The following is a 22,862-nucleotide window of genomic DNA, read 5'->3' as shown; positions in this document are numbered from 1 at the left end:
GATGGCTTTCGATACTCCTTACAGCGCTTCATCTAGCGAGCTGGACGTACGAAACGGAGAGGCTAGCGTTACGTTAAGTCAAAGTTTAGGCGCCGTTAGCATAAATAAAATTCTTACCTTTTATCCAAATGGTAGTTATAAATTGGATCTGAAGTTAAGCGGCAATGCGCGTTATTTTATCAGCCCTGGCTCGCGCCCGAACGTAGAAGTAGATAGCTATACGGTTCACGGCGTCATCGTAGGAAAACCTGGCGAAGCGGGAATTTCAGATAAAATCGCTTCATTTTTTACAGGCTCGCAGGCTATAAACGAAAGCGTAGAAATTTTTAAAGATGGCGACGTGGATAAAAACGAGCGAATAAGTGGCGCAAATATCGCTGCGAGCTCGGATCGTTATTATACGACGCTATTTTACGGAGAGAGCTTGAATGCGACCGTGACTGACGCAGATAAAATTTCGCAGGTTTTCATAGGCTCGGACGGCGATCTTAGTCTTACGGGCTATATCGGCGCGAAAGATCACGCAACGCTAAGCTCGATAAATCCTGCTCTTACGCACATTATCGAATATGGCTGGTTCACCTTCATCGCTCGCCCGATGTTTAAATTTCTAAACTGGCTGCACGGCTATATCGGTAACTGGGGCTGGTCGATCGTCGTGCTTACGCTCATTATCCGCCTAATCTTATTCCCGCTAAGCTACAAGGGAATGCTATCTATGAATAAGCTAAAAGATCTGGCGCCTAAGATGAAGGAACTTCAGGAGAAATATAAGGACGATAAGCAGAAGCTGCAGATGCATATGATGGATCTGTATAAGAAAAACGGCGCCAATCCGATGGGCGGTTGCTTGCCGATACTGCTTCAGATACCGGTATTTTTCGCGATCTACCGCGTTTTGCTTAACGCGATCGAGCTAAAGGGCGCTGAATGGGCGCTGTGGATCCACGATCTGTCGCTTAAAGATCCATATTACATCCTGCCGATTACGATGGGAATTTTGATGTTTTTGCAGCAAAAGATCACGCCGACTACATTTACTGATCCGATGCAAGAGAAGATGATGAAATTCTTGCCGCTCATTTTTACGGTATTTTTCGTAATGTTCCCGGCGGGTCTTACGTTATACTGGACGGTAAATAATTTCTGCTCCATTATCCAGCAATACGTCATTAATAAAGCCTTTGCTAGGCATAAACAAGCTCAAATAGCGGAGAAAAAGTCATGATAATCGAAGCTGAAAATTTAAAAGATGCCTATAATAGAGCCGCTAATGCGCTTGGATGCTCGGTGACGCAGCTTAACGTGCGTGTGCTGCAGCATCCAAGCGGCGGATTTTTGGGCTTTTTTAAAAAAAATGCCGTAATAGAAGCGGTTTTGGAAGGGGAGAAATTTAGCGAAAATCCGGAATTTAGCACTCCGCAAAGCAAAGTCGGTAAAGCAGAGAAAAAGCAGGGCGATAAATCAGAGCCGCAAAGCCCGCGCACCACGCATTCTAAACATCGCAAAGAAAAGCAAAAGGGCGTTGTGACGGATGAAATTTTATCCGATATCAAAGAGAAGCTATCTGCACTTTTCAGATCAAGCGAGTTTAATATCGAAGTTAGCGATGTTAGCAAAATCGACGAAAATACCGTCTATATCAAGCTGCAAGGCGAGGATAGCGCGCTTTTGATAGGCAAAGAGGGGCACCGCTACAAGGCACTTTCGTATATGATTTACAACTGGATCAGCATCAGATATGATCTTGCTGTGGTTTTTGAAATCGCGGAATTTTTACAAAATCAAGAACGATTTATTGATTCTTATGTAAATGCGCTCGTGGAACGCTCCGGAAATGAGCGTATCGTCACGAAGGCTTTTGATGGCGCATTTATCAAAATCGTAGCCGACAAGCTAAAGCAGGCGTATCCAGATCGTTTCGTGGGTATCAAATCCACGCGTAGCGGCAAAATCGTCATCGTAGACGAAAAAAACTAATCGTGAGCGAGACTATCGCCGCTATCGCTACGGCTCACGGCATCGGCGGAATTTGCATAGTTAGAATTTCAGGCGAGGAAGCGCTATCTATCGCTCTAAGCCTTTCACATCGCAGCTGTTTGCGACCTCGCTATGCCACGCTTGTGAATCTTTTTGACGAGAGTGGCGAAGCGTTCGGCGAGGCGATTTTGATATATTTTAAAGCTCCGCATAGCTTTACCGGTGAGGATGTCGTAGAAGTGCAGACCCACGGCGGCTTTACGGCTTCGTCCTTGGCGTTAGATGCCGTGCTGGCTCTGGGTGCGCGCATAGCAAATCCGGGCGAGTTTAGTAAGCGAGCGTTTTTAAACGGTAAAATGGATCTTAGTAAAGCCGAAGCCATAAGCGATCTGATTAATTCGCGCTCGCAAAGTGCGGCTAAAGCTTTAGCGCGCAGCCTGCGGGGCGAGTTGGCAGACTTCGTCGCAAATCTGCGCGCAGCTCTGGTTAAGACGTTGGCCTTCGTCGAGGTTTGCATCGATTACGCGGAGGATGATCTGCCCGCAGATGTGCTGCAAAACTCGCAAGAAATGCTTAGTCAAAATATCGCTTCGCTAGAAAAAATCACTCGCATCAGCCGCAACCGAAGAGGGCTAATCGAGGGCTTTAAAGTAGCGATTGTGGGTAAGCCTAATGTCGGTAAATCAAGCATTTTAAACTCTATGCTGAGCTTTAGTCGCGCTATCGTGAGCGACGAAGCGGGCACTACGCGCGATCTCATCGAAGAAAGCCTGCAGATAGGCACTCATCTAATCCGTATAGTCGATACTGCAGGTATCAGACACAGCGGCTCAAAGCTCGAGAGTATCGGCATTTCATATTCGCTTCGCGCTGCAAGCGAGGCAGACGTGATTTTGGCAGTGTTTGACGCAAGTCGCGAATGGGACGCCGAGGACGCGCAGATCCTAAAAATATTGCGCGAACAAAAAGACAAAAAAATCATCTACGTTTTAAATAAATGCGACTTGCCGCGTAAATTTCATCCTAGCGCAGAGGATCTTGACGAGGATTTAGAGACTTTTTCTGCAAAAAATTTCGCAGCCGAAAATCCCATATCAGAGAATTTCACAGCCGAAAATTTAAAGCAAAGTCGGACCTGCGACGCTTCTTTAAATTCCTGCGCGCAGAATTTAAAAGCTAAAAATTTAAAGCGTGACTTAAGCGCGCAAAATTCTACTTCCACAGATTCCGTGCTTACAAGCCAAATAGCTCTTGCGAATTCCATAAATCTGGTGGGGCAGAATTCCGCCGCAAAAGTGGAACTAGCGTCGCCAAATACCGAGCGCGCTACTGCAAGCTGTGCTGCGGAGAATTTTACGAAAGATAATTCCAAACAAAATTCTGCAAATTCCATCGCGCCTAATAGCTCTGCAATAAATTCAAATTCCGTTAGGCAAAATACCCAAGCAAATTCCATTTTTGCGCCACTTGAAATTTCTGCAAATGAGGGCGTAGATAAAATTTTAACCGCGCTTGAGAGCTACTTAAATTCTCAAAATTTCGATGGCCTTATGCTAAGCAACGAGCGGCAAATTCTATCTTGCGAGAGCGCGCTTGCGGCTCTTAAAAACGCGAGCGAGCGCCTGTCTTGCGGCGAGCTTGAGCTTTTTGCATTTGAGATAAATCGCGCGATTGAGGCGATTGCACGTATTTCGCGTCCATTTGAGCGAGACGAAATTCTAGACGAAATGTTTAGCAATTTTTGCCTCGGTAAATAGCGTTTTAGCTACTAATTAGCCAAAATTCAATATAATCTCGCATTTAAAACGAGGTCTTTATGAAGGAAAAAATCCAATATTTTTTGGCGCTGGGTCTGATAAAATTTGCAAAATTCGCGCCGAAAAGCTTCATATTCGCATTTTTCGATAAGCTCGCACTTTTTGCATCGTGGAAGCTTAGTAGGCGCGTTAAAGTCGCGCAGGATAACCTTCGCGCCGCCTATCCGCAAAAAAGCGAAAGTGAGCTTCACGCTCTTGCGATCGAGAATTTTCGCAGTATCGCTAGGACGCTTACCGACACGCTTTTATTTTACAACGGAAGACTAAAATTTGATGATCTGATTTCAAACGGCGAGCAGGCGCTAGAGCGCGTCCGAAAGCTAAAAGGTGATAATCCGCACGGGATTTTATTTTTTACGGCGCATTTTGGAAATTGGGAAATTCTAGCTAATTTTTTCGGCGCCAACGGCTTTCCTGTCTCGGTAGTCGGGCGTCGCAGCGATAATGAGTTGATCGAAGAGCGGCTAGTGGCGCCGTTTCGCGAGCGCTACGGCAACGATCTTATCTACAAGGATGATGCGATGCGCAGGCTCGTGCAGGCGCTAAAGCAGGGGCGCAACGTAGGCATCCTGCCCGATCAAAAGCCGGGCCCTAAAAACAGCCTGATTACGACCTTTTTTGGACGGCAGTGCTACACCACGAAGACTATCGCATCGCTTTATTTGAAATTTCATCCCGTGCTGATCCCGATCTTTGCGCGACGCGACGCGGATAATCGCTATGAGATCGTGATCAAGGATTTCCCGCCGCTACCTGAGGGGCTAAATAAGGACAAAGCCGAGCTGTTTATCACGCAAAAGTGCAACGACATTTTCGAAGAGGTTGTGCGAACCGCGCCGCAGCAGTGGTTTTGGATACATAAACGATGGAAAATGGACTGATGGCGCGGCAAATTTCAAGAGGCGAGAGCAAACGGGGTGTCATAAGAAATTTATCCGCGCCGCAGGGCTCGCGCCTTTTTGCAAAAGAGCAAAGCGTCGTAAATTTAGGCGATGCCACGCGAGCGGGTAAAATTTTAAATCCTGAGAGCTCTATGGCGATCGCCGTCGTCGCGCGAGATTATAAAAATTCGGATTTCAAAAATTTTATATCGTTTTGCGGCAGCCCCTCTTACATTTTGCGCCGTGAAAGCTTTAGCGATAAAAATTTAAGATCCGACGCCTCAGATTACGTATGTCGCCTAGGCGGCGGACCGCTAAATTTTAATAGCGAAAGCTCCGCTGCAAATCCGTCCGCCCCAAAAAATCCGCATCGCAAAGCGCTCATCTTAAGTGACGGCCGCAAGGGGCATGAGAACCAAAGTATCGCATTTTGCGAGCTAAAAGGGCTTGATTTTTGCATTTGCAAGATCGCTTACGCAAACAAGTTTCTTAAACTTTGCTCTTACGCGCTTGATTTTTTAGGATTTTATTTTAAAATTTTTAAGTGCGATCTTGGCGGGAGCGGCACGGCGGCGGACCGTAAAAACGGATCAAATTTAAATAATACCTCTTTAAACAGCCCCGCTGCATCAGATAGCATAAATTTAGATGCTGCGCCGAATGGCACCAATTCAGATGCCGTATCAGATAGCGCAAATTTAGATGCCGCGGCGGATCGCAATTTAAATTTCGCAGATTTCGATCTGTTCGTAGGCGCGGGCTCTACGAGCTATTACGCGCTGAAATTTTACGCGCGCAGATACGCTAGGCCGAGCGTCGCACTGATGTATCCGAAAGGCTACCGCAAGGATTTTAGCGTCATCATCGCAGGCGCGCATGATCGCCCAAAGCCGAGTGCGAACCTTAAAATTTCGCCCGTCTCGCTTAGCTTTTCGCGTCCGCAGGGGCTGTATAAGCCGCAGCGCAAGGCGGTAGGATTTATCATCGGCGGACCGAATTCCTGCTTTGAGATGGGGGATGAAATTTTAAAGCAGATAGAGGGCGTAAGGGCGCAGTTTGCGGACTGCGAGTTTGCGCTAACGACCTCTCCGCGCACGCCGCGGGCTACCGAGAGCGCGCTAGCCAAGCTTAGCTGGGATTACAGCGTGATTTACAGCCGCGAGCCAGTAAATCCGATCGGCGATTTTTTGGCGCAGTGCGAGTGGGTCTTTATCGGTGAGGACAGCGTCTCGATGATAAGCGAAGCCGTATCTAACGGGCGCGCGAACGTAGCCATTTTGAGTTTAAAACGCAAAGACGCTCATAATAAATTTGACGATTTTATAAGCGCTCTCGTTTCTACTGGACATGCTAGGCGCTACGATGAAGCGCTAAAAAAGACTGCAAAGTACGATCTTGGGGCGTTTGTGAGGGAGATAAAAATATGAGGGTTGTGCAAATCCTGCCCGAGCTGAACGAAGGCGGCGTCGAGCGCGGCGTAGTCGAGCTAAATAGAGAGTTTGCGCGGCGCGGCATCGAAAATTTCGTTATCAGTAACGGCGGCAAATTGGTGCCAAAGATAGAAAATGAGGGCGGCGTGCATGTGCGGCTCGACGTTTGTTCCAAAAATATCCTAAGCGTTGCGGCGCGCGTTTTAAAGCTGCGTAAAATTTTAAACGAAATTTCTCCAGACATCGTGCATGTTCGCTCCCGCGTGCCAGCGTGGCTGGTTAAATTTGCTCGCCCGCGTGCAAAGATCGTAAGCACCGTGCACGGGATAAATTCCGTAAATTTCTACAGCAAAATCATGACGGATGCGGACGCGATCATCTGTCCTAGCGGCTATGCGCGCGATCACGTGGTACGAAGCTACGGCGTAGATGCGGCCAAGATCACGATCATTCCGCGCGGCATCGATCTAGAAAAATTTAATCCCAAAAATTTAGACGAGCGCTTCATCGCGGAATTTCGGCAGAATTTTAACCTCGCGCAGGATGATTTCATCGTCTCGGGCGTTGGGCGCATTACGCAGATTAAGGATTACAAAACCCTGATCCGCGCCGCGGCTTTGGCAAGCGAACAAAATCTTAAAATTTTGATCGTAGGCGGCGTGAGAGCGGATCGCGACGAGTATTTTTCCGAGCTAAAATCGCTCGTAGAGGGGCTTGGCCTGGGCGAGCGCGTAATTTTTACGGGCTCGCAGAGCAAGGTAGCCGAGATTTACTCGCTCTCGTCGGTCACGGTAAGCGCTTCAAGCAAGCCCGAGAGCTTCGGGCGTTCGATGGCTGAGGCGATCGCGCTGAACTGCCCGGTGATCGCGACCCGTCACGGCGGCGCGCTGGATATCGTAAGAGAGGGCGAAAACGGCTATTTTTTTGACGTTGGCGATGCGCAGGCGCTGGCGGAGCTGTTTGCCCCCTCGCGCGAGCTGAAATTTGACGGCTACGGCTACGTTTCGCAAAACTTCAGCCTAAAGCAGATGGTAGAAAAAACGATAAAGGTTTATGAGAGTTTAATATGAAAAAATTTTTTTACGAAAACGCGCCTAGCGGCTGGAGGATCACATTTTTAACGCTGCTGCTTCTTTGGTGCGCGTCGCTGTTTTTTAAAAACGCGGTCTATCAGATCTCCTTTGCGGCGCTAAATTTACTATTTTTAGTCCATCTGATATATTTTAAAAACTACGCAATCCTAAGCGAAATTTTGAAAAAAACGCGATTTATCGCGATCTGCTTCGTTTGTTTAGTGGCGACGCTAGCGATCTCAAACATCCTAAATGAGGCTGTTATCTCAAAAAAAGCATGGCAGAGCACCCTATTTTTCGTCCTTCGATATGGCGCGATATTTTTGGCGCTTTGCTATTTTTACAAGCTTAAATTCTTTGATCAAAACGCCGTTTTCGCCTTTTTGTTCGTGGGGCTTGGAATTTTATCGGCGAGCGTGATCTATCAGCTTGTAAACAGCCCCGACGCAATCGTCTTTTCAAGCGATTCTGTTCGCGGAGGTCTTAGCGGATCGCTTTCGAACCGCAATATCTTAGGGCTTTTTATGGGCTTTGGGCTCTGCCTTAGCGCGGTGGCGATACGGCGGCCTTTGGCGCTTAAATTTGCGGCTCTATTTTTATTTGCGTTTTTTATGATCTTTTCATTTTCCAGAGCGGCGTGGGTCGGTGCGTTTTGTGCGCTTGCGTTTTATAGCGCGCTAAATTTAAAGAGCCTAAACAAAAAATACCTGCTTTTCACGGTAGGCTTCATCGCGATTTTTGCTATTTTGCTTGCGCTTTCGCCGTCGTTTGAGCAAAGGCTAGCCGCGCTATTTAGCGGCGATTCTTCAGGTAGGACCGTGATTTGGAGCTATATTTTAGAAATGGCGCAGCAAAAGCCTATCTTAGGCTATGGGCTGGGCTCATATATAAATTTGCCGGGCTCCCCGGTCCTAGAGCATCCTGAATATAACGCGCCGCACAATCTATTTTTAGAAATTTTACTTTATAGCGGCGTGCTCGGTCTCATCTTTTACGGCGCGATCCTATTTAGCGTTTTTAAGGAGTGCATTCAAAGCAGGCAGTTTGGGGTTCTTGCGCTTCTAATCTATCTTTTGATAGATTGTCAGTTCGATCACGGAGCGTATCTGTCGAAAGAAGCGCTAAGCCTGGCTACGATTTTGAGTTTTTTGGCTTATCGCATGAGGATTGAGAGATGATCTACGCGGCGGCGGTTTTGGCTTTTGCGGCGCTTTTTGCGTGGTTTTGCCTGCGCTTTGCGTGGTGGGCGAAGGATCTGCCTTACGAGTATCCGCGCGTGCTGATGTATCATATGATCCGCGAGCATCTGCCAAAGCATGCCTCTAAATTTAACCGTCTGCGCGTGACCCCCGTCGCGTTTGAAAAACAGCTTGCGTGGCTGAAGCGAAACGGCTTTACGAGCTACACTTTAAGCGAGCTTGCAAGCTTGGATAAAAAGCCCGCAAAGGCGGTTTGTATTACCTTCGACGACGGATACCGCGATAATCTCACGGGCGCTCTGCCTCTTTTGCAAAAATACGGCTTTAAGGCGACGATTTTCATCGTAAACCGACGCTTTGAGGGGAATTGGGCGACCGATAAGGATCTGAAAAAATCAAGCGACGAGCTAAATCGCGAGCAGATGTTAAGCGACGAGGAGGTTCGCGAGCTTTTGCAAAGCGGCCTCATCGAGATCGGCTCGCATACGCTCGATCATGCAAATTTGCCTAGCTTAGACGCGACAGAGCAGCTGCGCCAGATGAGCGAATCAAAGCGCGAAATAGAGGAGAAATTTGAGATCTCTTGCAGCGCCTTTGCCTATCCGTTCGGCTTTTACGACGAGATTAGCGTGCGCTGCGCGCGCGAGGCGGGCTTTAGCTGCGCCGTTACGACGCAAAACGACGTGTTGCGCCCTCACTACTCAAATTTTGAAATTCCGCGCATCATGGTTAGCGGCAGGCAGGGGCTTTTTAGCTTCATTTTGAAGATGAAAAAGGGCAGAAATAGATGAAAATCGCCTACCTTTGCTGCTCCAGATTTTACGGCGGCGTCGAAAAGATCGTAATCGACTCGCTAAATGAGCTTTGCAAAAGCGAGCAGACGGCGCTCATCGTGCCCGATAGATGTGAGTTTTTGCAGCGTCTGGATGCTCGCGTGCAAATTTATCAGTACAAAAGCCGCGACAAGCGTTACAATCCGTTTTTGTTCGCTGAAATTTATCGGTTTTTACGCTCGGGCGGATTTGAAATTTTACATTCGCACGGCGCCAAAGCCGCGCAGATCGGCTTCGTAGTCGAAAAATTTTTAAATCTTAAGCTTGTCGCGACCAAACACAACGACCGCAAAGCGCCCGTTTTCGATCGCGTGCAAAACGTCATCGCAGCCTCTCGCAAGGTCGCAACCACGATAAAGCACGCCGCGAAAGTGATATATTTCGGCATAGAGCCGCGGCGGGAGTTTGCAAATCGTGAAATTTTCGCGCGCTGCAAGGATACGGATGGCGCTGCAAACGTGGCGCCCAAGGAAACAAAGGACGCATGCGGCGACTCGGCTGGTGCTGCGGGTGCGTCGCAAAATATGGCTGGCGTTGCATTTGCGTCGCAAGATACGCCTGATGGGGCGAGTGTATCGCAAGATAGGGCTTTCGATGCGGACGCATCGCAAAATAAGACTAGTAGCATATTCGTATCGCAACAGGGTGCAAGCGCGGCGGCGGGAAATTTTAAATTTAGCATCGTTGCGGTCGGCAGGCTCGATAAGATCAAGGGTTTTGATCTTTTGATCCGCGCCGCAAGCGAGCTGAAATTCGATTTCGAGCTTAAAATTTACGGGCAGGGCGGCGAGAGGCAAAATTTGCAAAATTTAATCGATTCGCTAAAATTGCAGGACCGCGTGCGGTTGTGCGGCTTTTGCGACGACGTTGCGGCAGCTCTTGCCGCGTCGCACCTGCACGTCATCAGCTCGCGCAAGGAGGGCTTTCCCGTGATTTTGATCGAAGGTATTTTTTATTCGCCCGTGCTGATATCTACCCGCGCGGGCGGAATTTCGGAAATTTTAAGCGAGGAGTTTTTATGCGAGGCGGCGGATTTGAGCGCCAAAATCGATGAAATTTACCGCACTTACGGCAAATACGCCCGGGCTTTCGCGCAAAAACACGCCAAGCTCAAGCAAACTTTGACGCTGCAAAATTATATCAGCTCGCTTAAAAATTACTACGAGGAGCTGTTATGCGAAGCCTAAAGATCGTGCATTGCGGCATTTTCAACGAATACGACGACGGCAGTTTTTTCTACGGCATGGAGCGCAAGATCAGCCACGGGCTCGTTCGCGGCGGCCACTTCGTCTATGATTTTAGCTACCGCGATTGGGAGCGGAGCTTGCGCTTTTGCGGGCTGAAAAACAGCGGCTTAAAAAAGATGAACGACAAGCTCGTGCGTATCTGTGAAAACATCGGCGCCGATCTGCTTCTAATCGGTAAGGGCGAAAAGATAAAATTTGATACTCTAAGCCGCATCAAAAAGCTACTGCCGAAGATCAAAATAATCCAGTGGTATGCGGATTTAAGAAGCGCCGATAGCGGCGATTTTAATAAAATTTCCCTGGCCGATGCCTTTTTTTGCACCAACGCCACGGATCTGGCGGAAATTTCGCGCCGCAATCCAAACACCCTAGTTTCGTTTATGCCAAATATCTCGGATGCCGCATTCGATAGGAATTTTGAGTCGGAAAAGAGCCACGACGTCCTTTATATCGGCAACGACTACCTGCCCAACAGAAAGGAATTTATCGAGACTCTAAAGCAACTATGCGCCAAAGAGGGCATAAAGATTAAAATTTACGGGAGTTTAGGCGAGCCCTTTGTATTTGGAGGGCGGTTTCAGCAAGAAATTTCGCGCTCTAAAATAGCGATAAATTTTAACGCGGATGACGGCGTTTGGAAACCGAATCAAAATAAAATTTTATACTCATCCGATCGAATGGCTCAATTTATGGGGTGCGGAGTTTGCACATTCAGTCCCGCTATAAGGGGCTTGGATAGACTTTTTGCGAACGGGCGCGATGTCGTATATTTTAGCGATGTAGAGGATTGTTTTGCCAAGATCAAAGAATGCTTGCAAAACGGAAGTTTCGAAGCTATTGGCAGAAGCGGGCGGGCTAGGGCGCTAGAAATCGTAAATGCTACGCGCGTATCTAAATTTATGCTGGAGCTAACGTTTGGCTTGACGCTTAGCGAGCCTTACGAGTGGCGCGAGTTCGTCTATAAAAACGGAGAGAAATTCAGATGATTTATTTTGTAGCTTTCCTGATCTTTGCCGCCGCGGCGGGCGTTTCGCTGCGGTATAACTGGTGGCGGATCCCGCAGGGCTGGCATAAGGCGCGGGTGCTGATGTATCATAGCGTAGAGGAACATAATGGCGATAAATTCGACAAATGGCGGCTGAAGCCTGCGGATTTTGAAAGACAGATCGCGTGGCTTGCGAAAAACGGCTTTAAAAGCTTTAAGCTTAGCGAGCTTATCGCGCTAGAGCGGCTGCCTAAAAAGGCGGTTTGCATCACATTCGACGACGGGTTTGAAAATAATTTTACTAACGCTTTTGAAATTTTGAAAAAATACGATTTCAAAGCGAGCGTATTTTTGGTGCCGGATGCTGTGCAAAACGACTGGGAGCGCGCCAACACCGCCCATCTTGCGCAGATGCTAAGCGAGGAGCAAATTTTAAAAATGCAAGCAAGCGGGCTGGTGGAGTTCGGCGCACATACGATGCACCACGTAAATTTAGACCTTACCTACGCGAGCGATCCGCAGCTCGCCGCAGACGAGATCATCACGTCCAAGGCTCGCGTAGCGCGTATTTGCGGGCGGCCGTGCGAGGTATTTGCCTATCCGTACGGTAAATTTAACGACGAAATTTTAAATATCGCCAGATCAAATTTCAAAGGCGCGGTAGTCGTCAAGCGCGGACTTTACGAAGCGGGCGACGACAAATACGCCGTAAAGCGTATCGGCATTTTGGGCACGGAGGGGTTTTTTGATTTTTGGCTGAAATTTACGAGGATAAGGAACAAACTATGATTAAAGCGTCCGTTTATGCGATAGTGATGAATGAGGAGCGCCACATCGAGCGTATGCTGCGTAGCGTGGCGGATTTTGCCGAGATCATAATCGTCGATAGCGGCAGCACCGATGCCACGCTGCAAATCGCGCGTAAATTTACCGATAAAATTTACCACCACGACTGGCAGGGCGAGGGGGTGCAGAAAAACTACGCGTTTTCGCTATGTAGCAACGAATGGGTGCTCAATCTCGACGGCGACGAGGAGGTAAGTCCTGAGCTAAAAGGCGAGATAGAGGAGTTTATGAGCCAGAGCGATTACTCGGCGCTGGATATTAAATTTCATGAATACTCGCTCGGGCGCAGATGCTCTGATCTCGTGCATAAAAACACCCACATCCGCTTCTTTCGCAAGGAATGCGGCGAGTATAAAAATATGGGGGTGCACGCGCAAATTTCGATCATAAAAGGCGCGGTAAAAAAGAGCAAATTTTGTATTAATCACTTTAGCGAAAAGCCGATCGCCGAGCTCGTTATGAAAAACAACAACTACTCCACGCTGCGCGCGCAGGGGGATTTTGAGAAGGGCAAGAAGCCGAGCCTTGCGAAGCTTTTGCTGATCTATCCGTTTGCGTTTTTTAAATCGTATATTTTGCGCAGATCGCTTTTTGATGGGCGCAAGGGATTTATCACGGCAAACATTAACGCATTTTACGCGTTTTTAAAAGAGGCGAAACTTTACGAGAAGTATCTTAAAAAGGGCGAAGATTAATCGAAATGATAGAAAATTTTAGCTATCATTGGGACCTAAATTTAACGGCGAAAAGGGCGAAAAAATGGACAAAAAAGTAGTAGCGGCACATAAAATTTCAGACGAAGAATATGAAAAAATTTTAAAAATTTTAGGTCGCGAGCCGAATCTGCTCGAGCTTGGGATTTTTAGCGCGATGTGGAGCGAGCACTGTAGCTACAAATCGAGCAAAAAATATTTAAGCGGCTTTCCGACCAAGGCGCCTTGGGTTATCCAAGGCCCCGGCGAAAACGCAGGCGTCATCGACATCGGCGGCGGCATGGCTGCGGTTTTTAAGATGGAAAGCCACAACCACCCTAGCTTCATCGAGCCTTTTCAGGGGGCTGCGACCGGCGTGGGCGGGATACTGCGCGATATCTTTACGATGGGCGCGCGAGTCGAAGCCAATATGAACTCTCTTCGCTTCGGCGAGGTGCGAGGAAGAAGCGAGAATGCGCGAAAACAGCGCTATCTGCTAAAAGGAGCAGTCGCAGGCATCGCGCACTACGGCAACTGCATGGGAATCCCTACGATAGGCGGCGAGACGAGCTTCGATAAGAGCTTTGACGGCAATATTTTAGTTAATGCCTTTGCTCTTGGTATCGTTAAAAAGGATGAAATTTTCTACGGCAGAGCTGAAGGTGTCGGCAACAGCGTGATCTACGTGGGCTCCAAAACCGGGCGCGACGGGCTCGGAGGAGCCGTGATGGCGAGCGATAGCTTTAATGACGCAAACAAATCTCTGCGCCCGACCGTGCAGGTGGGCGATCCATTCGCCGAAAAGCTGCTGATGGAGGCGTGCTTGGAGCTTTTTAAAACCGACTACGTCGTGGGTATCCAAGATATGGGCGCGGCGGGGCTTACTTCAAGCAGCTTTGAGATGGCGGGGCGCAGCGGCAGCGGCATGCGGTTAAATTTGGATCGCGTACCGATGCGCGAGGAGGGGATGAGCCCGTATGAGCTGATGCTAAGCGAGAGCCAAGAGCGCATGCTGATCTGCGCCAAAAAGGGCTGCGAGGAGAAAATCAAAGAAATTTTTGCCAAATGGGATCTTGATGCCGCCGTCATCGGCGAAGTGACGGATAGCGGCAAGATGGAGCTTTTTTGGCACGGCGAGCTGGCGGGCGTTATCCCGATCGAGCCGCTTAGCGAGGCGGCGCCCGTGCTGGATCGCCCGATAAAAGAGCCTGCATATATGGCGCAGATCGCGGGGCAAAATTTATGCGGCTGCGGTGCAAGCGAGCGCGAGCTGGACGCGGCGTTTGATAAAATTTTTGAGGACCCCGAAGTGCTAAATAAATCCTACATCTACGATCAATACGACGCTAACGTAGGGTTAAATTCTGCCAAGCGTCCCGGCATGCTTGGCGCTGCAGTGATGCGAGTTAAGCAAAACGGCGTCAAGCTCGCGATGGCTGCGGACTGCAACACGCGGATGAATTACGTCCATCCTCGCATAGGCGCGGCGCTAGCGGTAGCGTCGGCGGGGCGAAAGGTCGCTATGAGCGGCGCGACGCCTCTAGCTATCACCGACTGCCTAAATTACGGCAATCCGCAAAACCCCGAGGTTATGTGGCAATTCGCTCAGGGCTGCGAGGGGATCAAGCAGGCTTGCGCCGCGCTAAATACCCCGGTCATCAGCGGCAACGTAAGCCTTTATAACGAAACGGGCGGCGTTAGCATCCAGCCCACTCCCGCGATCGTCTGCGTGGGCACAAACGAGGGCGAGATCATCCCTAGCGATTTTTGCGCTAGCGGCGTGAGCGTCTATCTGGCGGGTGACACGAAGGGCGTTTTTGCGGGCTCGCTTTATATGAAAGCGGTGGAAAACCGCGTCGCAGGCAGCTTGCCTGAGTTAAATTTAAAAGCAGAGCGCGCTTTGTGGGACTTCGCGATCGAGGCGGGCAGGAGTGGGGTTTTGGAATTTGCAAACTCAGTAGGTATCGGCGGCGTGGCGATCACGCTTGCGAAGATGGCGTGCGTAGGCGGTATCGGCGGCGAGTTTGAGATGAGTTGCGATGATAGCAGAGATATTTTCGACGAGAGCTTTTCGCGCGCGATTTTCGGCGTCCGCGACGAGGCGAAATTTAAAGAGCTGGCCGCAAAATACGGGCTAAGCTTAATGCGCCTAGGCATCAGCGGTGGCGAAGCGTTTCGCATAAATTCTGTCCGTAAAAACATAAACGCGCTAAAAGAAATTTACTTCGGCGAGTTCGCCAAGATCATAAAGAGCGAAGACTAGCGCGTGCTTAGTCTCATATTTCTTTTAATCGCGCTATATATTTTCGCGCAGATCGGCGTGGCTTTCGGCAACTCCGGCTATCGCGGCAAGGCTCAAATGCAGCTAGGAGAGGCTAAAATTTTAGTAGCGCTTCTAGCCAAGGTCGCCAAAAGCGACGGGTACGTAAGCGAGTCCGAAGCCGCGATGATAAGCGAAATTTTAGACGATTTGGTGCGCCAAATGGGTGCCGGCGAACGCGAACGCCAGGCGCTGAAGCTCGTCTATAAGCTAGAGAAAGAAAACCTCGCAAACGCGCGCGAGCTCGCCGAAAAATATAACCAAACCTACCGCCCGAGCCCGAGCCGCAAAACGGGGCTAATCTATTTCTTTTTAAATTTAGCCTACGTCGATCGCGGTTTTAGCGCGGCGGAGCGGCGCACGATCTCGCAGATCTGCGACGGGTTAGGCATTGCGGAGCATATCCAAAGCCAGATATTCGCGACCTTTGAGCGCAGCTTTTACGGCACATATTACGAAAACGGCGGCTCGCAAAGCAGCTCCACTTACGACGAATATGACGGCTATAGCACAAGAAGCGGCGGGTATTGGGACAAATACGGCGGCAGAAGCACCGGCGGCTACGGAAGCAGCAGTTACGGCGGCGGTACGGGCTACGGCTATGGCGGCACGACGGGTTCGGGCTACGGAGGCTCGCAAAGTTCAGGCGGTTCATACGGCGGATATTCTGGCTCGGGTGGTGGCTCGCAAGGCTCCGCCAAAAGCAAAAGAGATCCGTATGAAATTTTGGGGCTCTCCAAGGACGCTACGTTTAGCGAGATCAAGAAAAAATATCGCGAACTAGTTAAAAAATACCACCCCGACATCCTGATGGGCAAGGGCGCGGACGAGGAGATCATCCAGGAGGGCACGAAGAAGCTTCAGGAGATCAACGAGGCGTATAAAATTTTAAAGGAGCGCTTCGGCGAGAAGTAAGGCGAAATTTTAAAATTTGAGGGCGCAAAACGCCTTGAAATTTTAAGGTAGGGCTTGCGATACGGCGATAAGGTGCGGCAAAGGATTAGAATTTAAGGAGCGATAAATGAAAAATTTTATAGTTTTTGCCGTTTTGACGGCACTGCTTGGAGGATGCGGGGTATTGCGTCCGGCTAAGAGCGATAAGGAGTTTAAATTTTACGACGGCAACAAAACCATGATCTATAAATTTGTCGGCGAGGATCTGTATGAAAACGGCAGAAATTTAGGCTCCTATTCTATGGATAGAGGCGAGTTTAGGATGCTCGTGCTCGATGAGGCGGGCAAGTCTTACGGCAACAATTACAAGTCCGCGCTGAATGCCAAGCGGATGAAATTTTATCTTTTTAACGACGAAAGGGCAATGGTATTTAGCATTTGGCACAAAGATGGGATTTGCAGCGTCTATAACGCCGGCAGATACGTAAATTTCGACTATACTTCAAATATGTTCAAAGACGGCGATTGGCTTTATGCGGACGGTAGAATTTCAAAAAGCGAGAGCTCGGTGCAAAATATGAGCTCGAAAGGACTAAGCGCATATAAAAATATGAATTTTGAAAAAGCGGTCGATCGCAAAGATACGAAATATATCGCGGAGGAGTTGGCTGTGGCTGGATTTTTCAAAAAGACGATCGAGGGTCTTAGAACCATGATCTTAGACGATTTTTGCAGATAAACTTCGGAGGATTTATGGATAAAATTAAAATTTTAGCGCTGCTTGCGGCAGCGGTGCTGCTTACAGGCTGTATGAAGATAAAGTATTCGCAAGCCGAGCTGCATCCGGAAAATTCCGTGATGATGAGCTATGACGGGCAGACCGTCACCGAGTATAAAATTTCAGGCGGCGTGCTTTTAAAAGATGACGCGATATTAGGAAGATATGAAGAGGAGGGCTCCAATCTCTATCTATTTACGGACGAAAGAGGAGTCGGCGTGGCTGGGGATCAAATTTCGCAGCGAGGTCTAAATAAATTTACGATCTACGTTTTTACGCCCAATAAAGAGCTACGAATCGCCGAGTATTCCGCAAGCGGCGGCGTTTGCAAGGCCTTTGCGGAGGGCAAATTCGTAAGCCTAAAAGAGCACTTTAGCGGCTACGCTTCCTCCGCACCGCTTTATTCATACTCGTTTTCGGCTTCGGTGTCGCAAAGCGCCAGCGCAAACGAGATCTCGCGCTATGAATACGTGGGCTCAAGACTAAAAAATAGTAGGGCATTCTTGCAAAGTCCGCATACGGCTCTAGGCAATACGGTTAAAGAGAGCATCAAGTGGCACCGGGACAAATTGCGCGATATTTGTAAGATAAAATTTTAAAAACCAAACCAACACGAAAGGAAAAACATGGGATTTTTATCCAAAGACGAAGAGCCGCATAAGCAGGGCGCTAAAAAAGCGGCGAAGCAACCGCCGATCTTGATGAAGCAAACGCAAGAGGTGATCACGAATATCGAGAAATATCTGGGCGCACCGCTGCTTACCTACTTCAATTCGGGCGCAGGTAGCGTCTGCGGCAACGACGCGATCAGTATCAACGACCATCTTAAAGGCAAGCATTTCGAAAAGCTCTACCTTTACATCAAATCTGACGGCGGCAGCGGTATCGCCTCGCTTAAGATCGTCTCGATCCTGCGCAACCACTGCGACGAGCTGATCGCGCTGGTGCCTGCAAACTGCGCTTCGGCGGCTACGATGATGGCGCTTGGGGCGAATAAAATTTTAATGGGGCCGCTAGGCTATCTCACGTCGGTCGATACTTCGCTGCGACATGAGCTTTCGCCGGTTACGAACACCAACGACCAAGCCAACGTTTCGATGGACGAGCTAAGCCGCGTGGTGAAGCTTTGGAAAAATAACGAGCGCCCGAACGACGAGAACCCGTACAAGGAGCTTTACAAATATATCCATCCGCTCGTTTTCGGCGCCGTCGATCGCGCAAGCAGCCTGTCGCTTAAAATTTGCCGCGAAATTCTGCGCTACCACTTCGAAGATGAGCAAAAGATCGCCTTTATCAGCGACAAGCTAAACAGCGGCTATCCGTCGCACGACTATCCGATCTTATTCAGAGAGGCTAACGAGCTTGGGCTTCAGGTCGAGAAGATGGATACGCGCCTAAGCGAGATGCTTCAAATTTTAAACGAGCTCTACGCCGAGATGGGGCAGCGCACCTTCACCGACTTCGATGAGAACAACTACCACGATAACAACATCGCCAATATCATCGAAATTTCGGGATGTCAGATCTACTATCAGATCGACAAGGATTGGTTTTACCGTGAGGAGGAGAAGCGCTGGATCGTGCTAAACGACGAGAGCTCGTGGCGCAAAAACGAGATCGACGGCAAAAATATCAAAAACAGCATCTATTATATTTAGTGCGGTTTTTGGGTCTCGTGCCGCTTTAAATTTGCGGCTTGTAAAATTTAAAGCGGCGCATAAATTTAAACGAGCAGCAGCGGCAAGGTGCGATTGATGATGACATAGCCGCGCTTATGGACGAGCTGGAAAATAGGATGTGCAAGTAAATTTAAAATTTTAAAAGTGGCAAAAGCAAGCGCCAATCTAGCTTGGCGATAAAAGCTGCGCTGCGAATTTTAAATTTAGCCGGTTCACGCAGATCCTTGCGGCTAAATTCGCGCTGCGGTTTAAATTTACGTTTTGCGCGCGGCTTTTAATTTAGCCTTTGCAAGCGGCGCAAAATTTTAAAATTTACATCCGCGCGGGCAACGCGGCGGCATTTGAGAAGTAAAATTAAAATTTGCGCGCGGTAAATTTAATAAATTTGGCTTTGCCGATTTCCGCTTCATAAATTTGGCAAAATTTTAAAATTTAAAGGGGTTTTTGCGATGAAATTTTTTATCTCATCTCTGTTTTTGGTTCTGTCGCTGCTCGGCTGCGCGGGCAAAAACTCGCCCGCAAGCGATAAAACCTACGTTCTTTCGGACGAGCTTAGGGGTACGAAATACGCTTTTTACGGCGGAAATCTTTACGAAAACGGTACGATTTTAGGCCCTTACGAAACGCGCGGCGATGCGAAGCTTGCGATTTTAGGCGGTAGCGGCACAAATTTAGACAAAAACACAAAGCTAATAAAACTATATTTTTTCGAGCGCAGATACGGTGCGATCTACGCCGCAAGCCACAAAAATGGGGTCTGCGCCGAGTACAATAAGGGAAATTTCGTAGATTTTCAAATTTTATTTAATATTTTTCAAAGCAAAGAGTGGTTTAATTATAGCGGCGGCATTTCTCCGGGCGGCGAAAGGCTAAAAGAGCTGAGTTCGGCGCGTATGGCGAAATTTAACGGCGAAAATCTCGGCGCAGCAGATGAAAAGACGAGGCGCGAGTATCAAAAGGCTCGCCGTGAAGCGATTTTGTATTTTCAGCTTAATGCAAACGACATGCGCGAGCTGATTTTTAAAAAATTATGCGAATAAATTAAAAGGAGAAAAGATGAGAGCGTTAATCAGCGTCAGCGATAAGAAGGGCGTCGTAGAGTTTGCCAAAGGGCTGCAGAGGCTCGGATTTGAAATTTTAAGCACGGGCGGCACGCATAAATTGCTTTTGCAAAATGGCGTGAAAGCAGCGGAAGTGAGCGAGTACTCGGGCTCGCCCGAGATGTTTGAGGGACGGGTTAAGACTCTGCATCCAAAGATCCACGGCGGAATTTTGTATAAGCGAAACGACGCAAATCACGTAAGCCAAGCCGCGCAGCACGGCATCGGCGGCATCGATCTCGTGTGCGTAAATTTATATCCTTTTAAAGCGACCGTAGCCCGCACCGACGATTTTTCAGAGATTATCGAAAATATCGACATCGGCGGCCCCGCGATGGTTCGAAGCGCAGCTAAGAATTTTGCGAGCGTCTATGTAGTCACGAGTCCGCTTGATTACGGCGCGGTTTTGCAAAATTTAAGCGGCGCAGACGAGAGCGAGAAGCTGAAATTTAGGCAAAATTTAATGATAAAAGCTTATGAGCACACCGCAGCCTACGATGCGATGATCGCAAACTATATGAACGAGCGCTTTAACGGCGGCTTCGGCGCGAAAAAATTTATCACGGGCAGCAAGGTATTCGATACTCGCTACGGCGAAAATCCGCACCAAAAGGGCGCGCTGTACGAATTCGAGGACTTTTTTAGCAACCATTTTAAGAGCCTAAAGGGCGAGGCGAGCTTTAACAATATGACCGATATGCACGGCGCGCTGATGCTGGCTAGCAGCTTCGGGGGGGCGCCTGCGGTGGCGATCTGCAAGCACGCCAATCCATGCGGCTTTGCCGTAAAGGGGAGCCTGCTTGAAAGCTACGTAGAGGCGCTAAAATGCGATCCAGTCTCGGCATACGGCGGCGTCGTGGCGATAAACGGCGTTTTGGACGAGGAGCTAGCAAATAAAATCAATGAAATTTTTGTCGAAGTTATCCTTGCTGCCCGCGTCACGCCCGCGGCGCTTGCGGTATTTGAAAAGAAAAAGCGTATTAAAATTTTCGAGCAGGGCGGGGAGTTTTTAATTCGCGAAAACGACAAGTATGATTTTAAATTTATTGACGGCGGCTTCGTATATCAGCAGCGCGACTACGTAGGCGCGGGCGAGGTCGCAAACGCTAGCTGCGTCACGGGGCGCGCGGCGAGCGAGAGCGAGCTTGACGATCTAAAAATCGCGTGGCAGATCGCCGCACTTACGAAGAGCAACTGCGTGGTTTACGTCAAAAATCGCGCGATGGTCGCGATCGGCATGGGTATGACGAGCCGCGTGGACGCCGCGCGTGCGGCAGTGGCCAAGGCTCGCGACGTGGGCGTCGATCTGAGCAGCTGCGCGCTTGCCAGCGAGGCGTTTTTCCCGTTTAAAGACAGCATCGAGATCGCCCATGCTGCGGGCGTCGCAGCGGTAGTGCAGCCGGGCGGCAGCATCCGCGACGATGAGGTGATCGCAAGCGCCGACGAGTTTGGCATGGCGATGTATTTTACGGGAGTGCGCCACTTTTTGCACTAAATTTTGCTCACTACAAAGCGTGCGCGATGTAAATGGCTGCGCTCCGATACGCGGCGAGCGTGATGCGAATCGGACTACTCGCGCTTTGCCATACGGCTGTGCGGCGACGATTCAGCTGTGCGGCATATCGTTTTGTAGCGGGCGCGGTGCGGACCCAGCTGCCTCCGCTACGCAGCCGTGCGCGATGTAAATTTGACTGCGCTCCGCTACGTGGCGGAGGCAGTGCGAATCAGACTGTTCGCGCTTCGTTATACTACTGCACGGCGCGAGTTTTTGGCTATGCGACATACCGCTTTGTGTCGGTGCGGCGCAATCTAAATTTAATCACTCGCCGCTCCTGAATGGTCGCGAAAATTTTATCTAGCAGCCGCAACGCGAAAATTTTAAATTTAATAGCGCACGCAACGGATGGGTTCGCGCCTCGCCGTCGTATAGCGGCGTACAAATTTTATCTCGCGGCGCGAAAATTTCATGGCGCCTATTTTGCGTTGAAATTTCGGTGCCGTTTCGTAGCAGATACGGAGCGGAGTATAAATTTTTAAAACGGCGCCTCGTCGCGATCGGTGCGCTCGTAGATAAATTTTAATCGCGCGACAAGCGGATGGACGCCGTACCGCAACCTAAGCGGTGCGTAGAAAATTTAGCCGCGCGGTGGATAAGTGCCGTGCCGCGATCGCGGCAGTGCGTAGATAAAATTTAATCGCGTAGTAGAGTAGCGGGTGCAGCGCAAAGCTTCCGTCTCGCGAGCAGTCCGTGCCCTCGCAAAACGGCGCCTGCGGTAGAATTCGGCCGCGTCGCAAAACTCGCAAAGGCGCTATCAGGCTCAAACCACGGTTGCGCGGCGGTAAAATTTTGATCCCGCGTCACCGCAGCGATAAAATTCTAATTCTGCGGCGACGGCGAGCCAAAAGCCCCGATCCTGCGGCGATAAAATTTGGGTACCGATCCGCCGTAGGCGATAAAATTTCTCTCTTTCACTCTCGCTTCATTTAGAGATTGTAAAATTGCGCAAAATTCAAAACGAAAGGATCAAAATGAAAATTTCTAAAGTTTTAATCTGCCTCTTTGCTTTGGCGGCGGGTTATTTAGTCGCGCTCAATGCCGCAGGCGGCGGTAGCTTGGCGGACGCAAATTTTAAAGTTAAAGGAGGCGGCGTGAACGCAAACGTAAAAGAAATTTATCTAGCAGGCGGCTGCTTCTGGGGCATGGAGGCGTATTACAAACAGCTCGACGGCATAGTCGCGACGCAGGTAGGCTACGCCAACGGCAAGAGCGATAAAGCAAGCTACGAGGGCTTACATAGCAGCGATCATGCCGAGACGCTACACTTAAAATACGACGCCAACGTCATCAGCGAGCCTGAAATTTTGGCGCATTATTTCCGCATCATCGATCCGTTCTCGATCGACAAGCAAGGTAACGACCGCGGTCGCCAGTATCGCACGGGCATCTACTACACCGACGAGGCGAGCGGCGAGATAGCGCGCTATTTCATAGCGGCGCAGCAGGCTAAATTTAAAGAAAAGATCGCCGTCGAAGTGGCGCCGCTAAAGAATTTCGTCCGCGCCGAGGAGTATCATCAGGACTACCTCGTCAAGCACCCGACCGGATAC

The 22,862-nt window shown here is 49.3% G+C and carries 20 protein-coding genes; all 20 read left to right on the top strand.

All coding sequences use genetic code 11. The features are described 5' to 3' along the window. On the top strand, positions 1–1,228 hold a 1,228-nt coding region (yidC, locus tag Q0413_RS08465), incomplete at its 5' end, for a membrane protein insertase YidC (protein WP_298988575.1). Then, a complete protein-coding gene (locus Q0413_RS08460) occupies positions 1,225–1,980 on the top strand; it encodes a Jag N-terminal domain-containing protein (protein ID WP_298988566.1) in 756 nt (251 codons plus the stop codon). The genes yidC and Q0413_RS08460, both read left to right, overlap by 4 nt. Positions 1,981–1,982: 2 nt before the next feature. Then, positions 1,983–3,737: a tRNA uridine-5-carboxymethylaminomethyl(34) synthesis GTPase MnmE gene (mnmE, locus tag Q0413_RS08455; RefSeq protein WP_298988558.1), complete on the top strand. Its 1,755-nt coding sequence runs from the start codon at positions 1,983–1,985 to the stop codon at positions 3,735–3,737. 59 nt (positions 3,738–3,796) lie between these two features. Then, a complete protein-coding gene (locus tag Q0413_RS08450) occupies positions 3,797–4,678 on the top strand; it encodes a lysophospholipid acyltransferase family protein (RefSeq protein ID WP_298988550.1) in 882 nt (293 codons plus the stop codon). Beyond that, on the top strand, positions 4,663–6,105 hold the full coding sequence (locus tag Q0413_RS08445) for an ELM1/GtrOC1 family putative glycosyltransferase (protein WP_298988541.1): 1,443 nt from the start codon (positions 4,663–4,665) through the stop codon (positions 6,103–6,105). The genes Q0413_RS08450 and Q0413_RS08445 overlap by 16 nt, the downstream gene beginning before the upstream one ends. Further along, positions 6,102–7,178 carry a glycosyltransferase family 4 protein gene (locus Q0413_RS08440; protein ID WP_298988526.1) on the top strand — a complete coding sequence of 359 codons (1,077 nt, stop codon included), beginning with the start codon at positions 6,102–6,104 and terminating at the stop codon, positions 7,176–7,178. The genes Q0413_RS08445 and Q0413_RS08440 overlap by 4 nt, the downstream gene beginning before the upstream one ends. Then, the gene (locus tag Q0413_RS08435) at positions 7,175–8,359 is read left to right on the top strand and encodes an O-antigen ligase family protein (RefSeq protein ID WP_298988525.1); all 1,185 of its coding nucleotides are present in this window, start codon (positions 7,175–7,177) and stop codon (positions 8,357–8,359) included. Before Q0413_RS08440 ends, Q0413_RS08435 begins: the two co-directional genes overlap by 4 nt. Beyond that, positions 8,356–9,171 carry a polysaccharide deacetylase family protein gene (locus Q0413_RS08430; protein ID WP_298988524.1) on the top strand — a complete coding sequence of 272 codons (816 nt, stop codon included), beginning with the start codon at positions 8,356–8,358 and terminating at the stop codon, positions 9,169–9,171. Before Q0413_RS08435 ends, Q0413_RS08430 begins: the two co-directional genes overlap by 4 nt. After that, positions 9,168–10,400: a glycosyltransferase gene (locus Q0413_RS08425; RefSeq protein ID WP_298988523.1), complete on the top strand. Its 1,233-nt coding sequence runs from the start codon at positions 9,168–9,170 to the stop codon at positions 10,398–10,400. The genes Q0413_RS08430 and Q0413_RS08425 overlap by 4 nt, the downstream gene beginning before the upstream one ends. After that, a complete protein-coding gene (locus Q0413_RS08420; RefSeq protein WP_298988522.1) occupies positions 10,388–11,446 on the top strand; it encodes a glycosyltransferase in 1,059 nt (352 codons plus the stop codon). The genes Q0413_RS08425 and Q0413_RS08420 overlap by 13 nt, the downstream gene beginning before the upstream one ends. Next, complete coding sequence (locus tag Q0413_RS08415; RefSeq protein ID WP_298988521.1) at positions 11,443–12,234, top strand: polysaccharide deacetylase family protein; 792 nt, start codon at positions 11,443–11,445, stop codon at positions 12,232–12,234. The genes Q0413_RS08420 and Q0413_RS08415 overlap by 4 nt, the downstream gene beginning before the upstream one ends. Next, positions 12,231–12,986 (top strand): glycosyltransferase family 2 protein, encoded by a 756-nt coding sequence (locus Q0413_RS08410; RefSeq protein WP_297879812.1) that lies wholly within the window; start codon positions 12,231–12,233, stop codon positions 12,984–12,986. The genes Q0413_RS08415 and Q0413_RS08410 overlap by 4 nt, the downstream gene beginning before the upstream one ends. 64 nt (positions 12,987–13,050) lie before the next feature. Continuing rightward, positions 13,051–15,246: a phosphoribosylformylglycinamidine synthase subunit PurL gene (gene purL, locus Q0413_RS08405; protein WP_298988520.1), complete on the top strand. Its 2,196-nt coding sequence runs from the start codon at positions 13,051–13,053 to the stop codon at positions 15,244–15,246. A 3-nt stretch (positions 15,247–15,249) separates the two neighbouring features. Next, entirely contained in the window at positions 15,250–16,218 is a 969-nt protein-coding gene (locus tag Q0413_RS08400; protein WP_298988519.1) for a molecular chaperone DjiA, read from the top strand. A gap of 106 nt (positions 16,219–16,324) precedes the next feature. Further along, entirely contained in the window at positions 16,325–16,936 is a 612-nt protein-coding gene (locus Q0413_RS08395; protein WP_298988518.1) for a hypothetical protein, read from the top strand. Positions 16,937–16,950: 14 nt separating this feature from the next. Beyond that, a complete protein-coding gene (locus Q0413_RS08390) occupies positions 16,951–17,574 on the top strand; it encodes a hypothetical protein (protein ID WP_298988517.1) in 624 nt (207 codons plus the stop codon). 27 nt (positions 17,575–17,601) lie between these two features. Continuing rightward, the gene (locus Q0413_RS08385; protein ID WP_298988516.1) at positions 17,602–18,633 is read left to right on the top strand and encodes a hypothetical protein; all 1,032 of its coding nucleotides are present in this window, start codon (positions 17,602–17,604) and stop codon (positions 18,631–18,633) included. Between the two features lie 470 nt (positions 18,634–19,103). Then, positions 19,104–19,694 (top strand): hypothetical protein, encoded by a 591-nt coding sequence (locus Q0413_RS08380; RefSeq protein WP_298988515.1) that lies wholly within the window; start codon positions 19,104–19,106, stop codon positions 19,692–19,694. 16 nt (positions 19,695–19,710) lie between these two features. Further along, positions 19,711–21,249 (top strand): bifunctional phosphoribosylaminoimidazolecarboxamide formyltransferase/IMP cyclohydrolase, encoded by a 1,539-nt coding sequence (purH, locus tag Q0413_RS08375; protein ID WP_298988514.1) that lies wholly within the window; start codon positions 19,711–19,713, stop codon positions 21,247–21,249. A gap of 1,034 nt (positions 21,250–22,283) precedes the next feature. Continuing rightward, positions 22,284–22,862, top strand: a 579-nt coding sequence (gene msrA / locus Q0413_RS08370) for a peptide-methionine (S)-S-oxide reductase MsrA (RefSeq protein WP_298988513.1), incomplete at its 3' end; no start/stop codon positions are given.

The organism is uncultured Campylobacter sp., from assembly GCF_938045465.1.
Lineage (GTDB): Bacteria > Campylobacterota > Campylobacteria > Campylobacterales > Campylobacteraceae > Campylobacter_B.
The sequence above is the reverse complement of the archived record's forward strand: the minus strand, read 5'-3'. Positions and strand labels throughout refer to the sequence as shown.

Coding starts and splice junctions, on each gene's coding strand:
- Q0413_RS08460 (WP_298988566.1), top strand. CDS start 1,225: ATGATAATCGAAGCTGAAAATTTAAAAGATGCCTATAATAGAGCCGCT.
- Q0413_RS08450 (WP_298988550.1), top strand. CDS start 3,797: ATGAAGGAAAAAATCCAATATTTTTTGGCGCTGGGTCTGATAAAATTT.
- Q0413_RS08445 (WP_298988541.1), top strand. CDS start 4,663: ATGGAAAATGGACTGATGGCGCGGCAAATTTCAAGAGGCGAGAGCAAA.
- Q0413_RS08440 (WP_298988526.1), top strand. CDS start 6,102: ATGAGGGTTGTGCAAATCCTGCCCGAGCTGAACGAAGGCGGCGTCGAG.
- Q0413_RS08435 (WP_298988525.1), top strand. CDS start 7,175: ATGAAAAAATTTTTTTACGAAAACGCGCCTAGCGGCTGGAGGATCACA.
- Q0413_RS08430 (WP_298988524.1), top strand. CDS start 8,356: ATGATCTACGCGGCGGCGGTTTTGGCTTTTGCGGCGCTTTTTGCGTGG.
- Q0413_RS08425 (WP_298988523.1), top strand. CDS start 9,168: ATGAAAATCGCCTACCTTTGCTGCTCCAGATTTTACGGCGGCGTCGAA.
- Q0413_RS08420 (WP_298988522.1), top strand. CDS start 10,388: ATGCGAAGCCTAAAGATCGTGCATTGCGGCATTTTCAACGAATACGAC.
- Q0413_RS08415 (WP_298988521.1), top strand. CDS start 11,443: ATGATTTATTTTGTAGCTTTCCTGATCTTTGCCGCCGCGGCGGGCGTT.
- Q0413_RS08410 (WP_297879812.1), top strand. CDS start 12,231: ATGATTAAAGCGTCCGTTTATGCGATAGTGATGAATGAGGAGCGCCAC.
- purL (WP_298988520.1), top strand. CDS start 13,051: ATGGACAAAAAAGTAGTAGCGGCACATAAAATTTCAGACGAAGAATAT.
- Q0413_RS08395 (WP_298988518.1), top strand. CDS start 16,325: ATGAAAAATTTTATAGTTTTTGCCGTTTTGACGGCACTGCTTGGAGGA.
- Q0413_RS08390 (WP_298988517.1), top strand. CDS start 16,951: ATGGATAAAATTAAAATTTTAGCGCTGCTTGCGGCAGCGGTGCTGCTT.
- Q0413_RS08385 (WP_298988516.1), top strand. CDS start 17,602: ATGGGATTTTTATCCAAAGACGAAGAGCCGCATAAGCAGGGCGCTAAA.
- Q0413_RS08380 (WP_298988515.1), top strand. CDS start 19,104: ATGAAATTTTTTATCTCATCTCTGTTTTTGGTTCTGTCGCTGCTCGGC.
- purH (WP_298988514.1), top strand. CDS start 19,711: ATGAGAGCGTTAATCAGCGTCAGCGATAAGAAGGGCGTCGTAGAGTTT.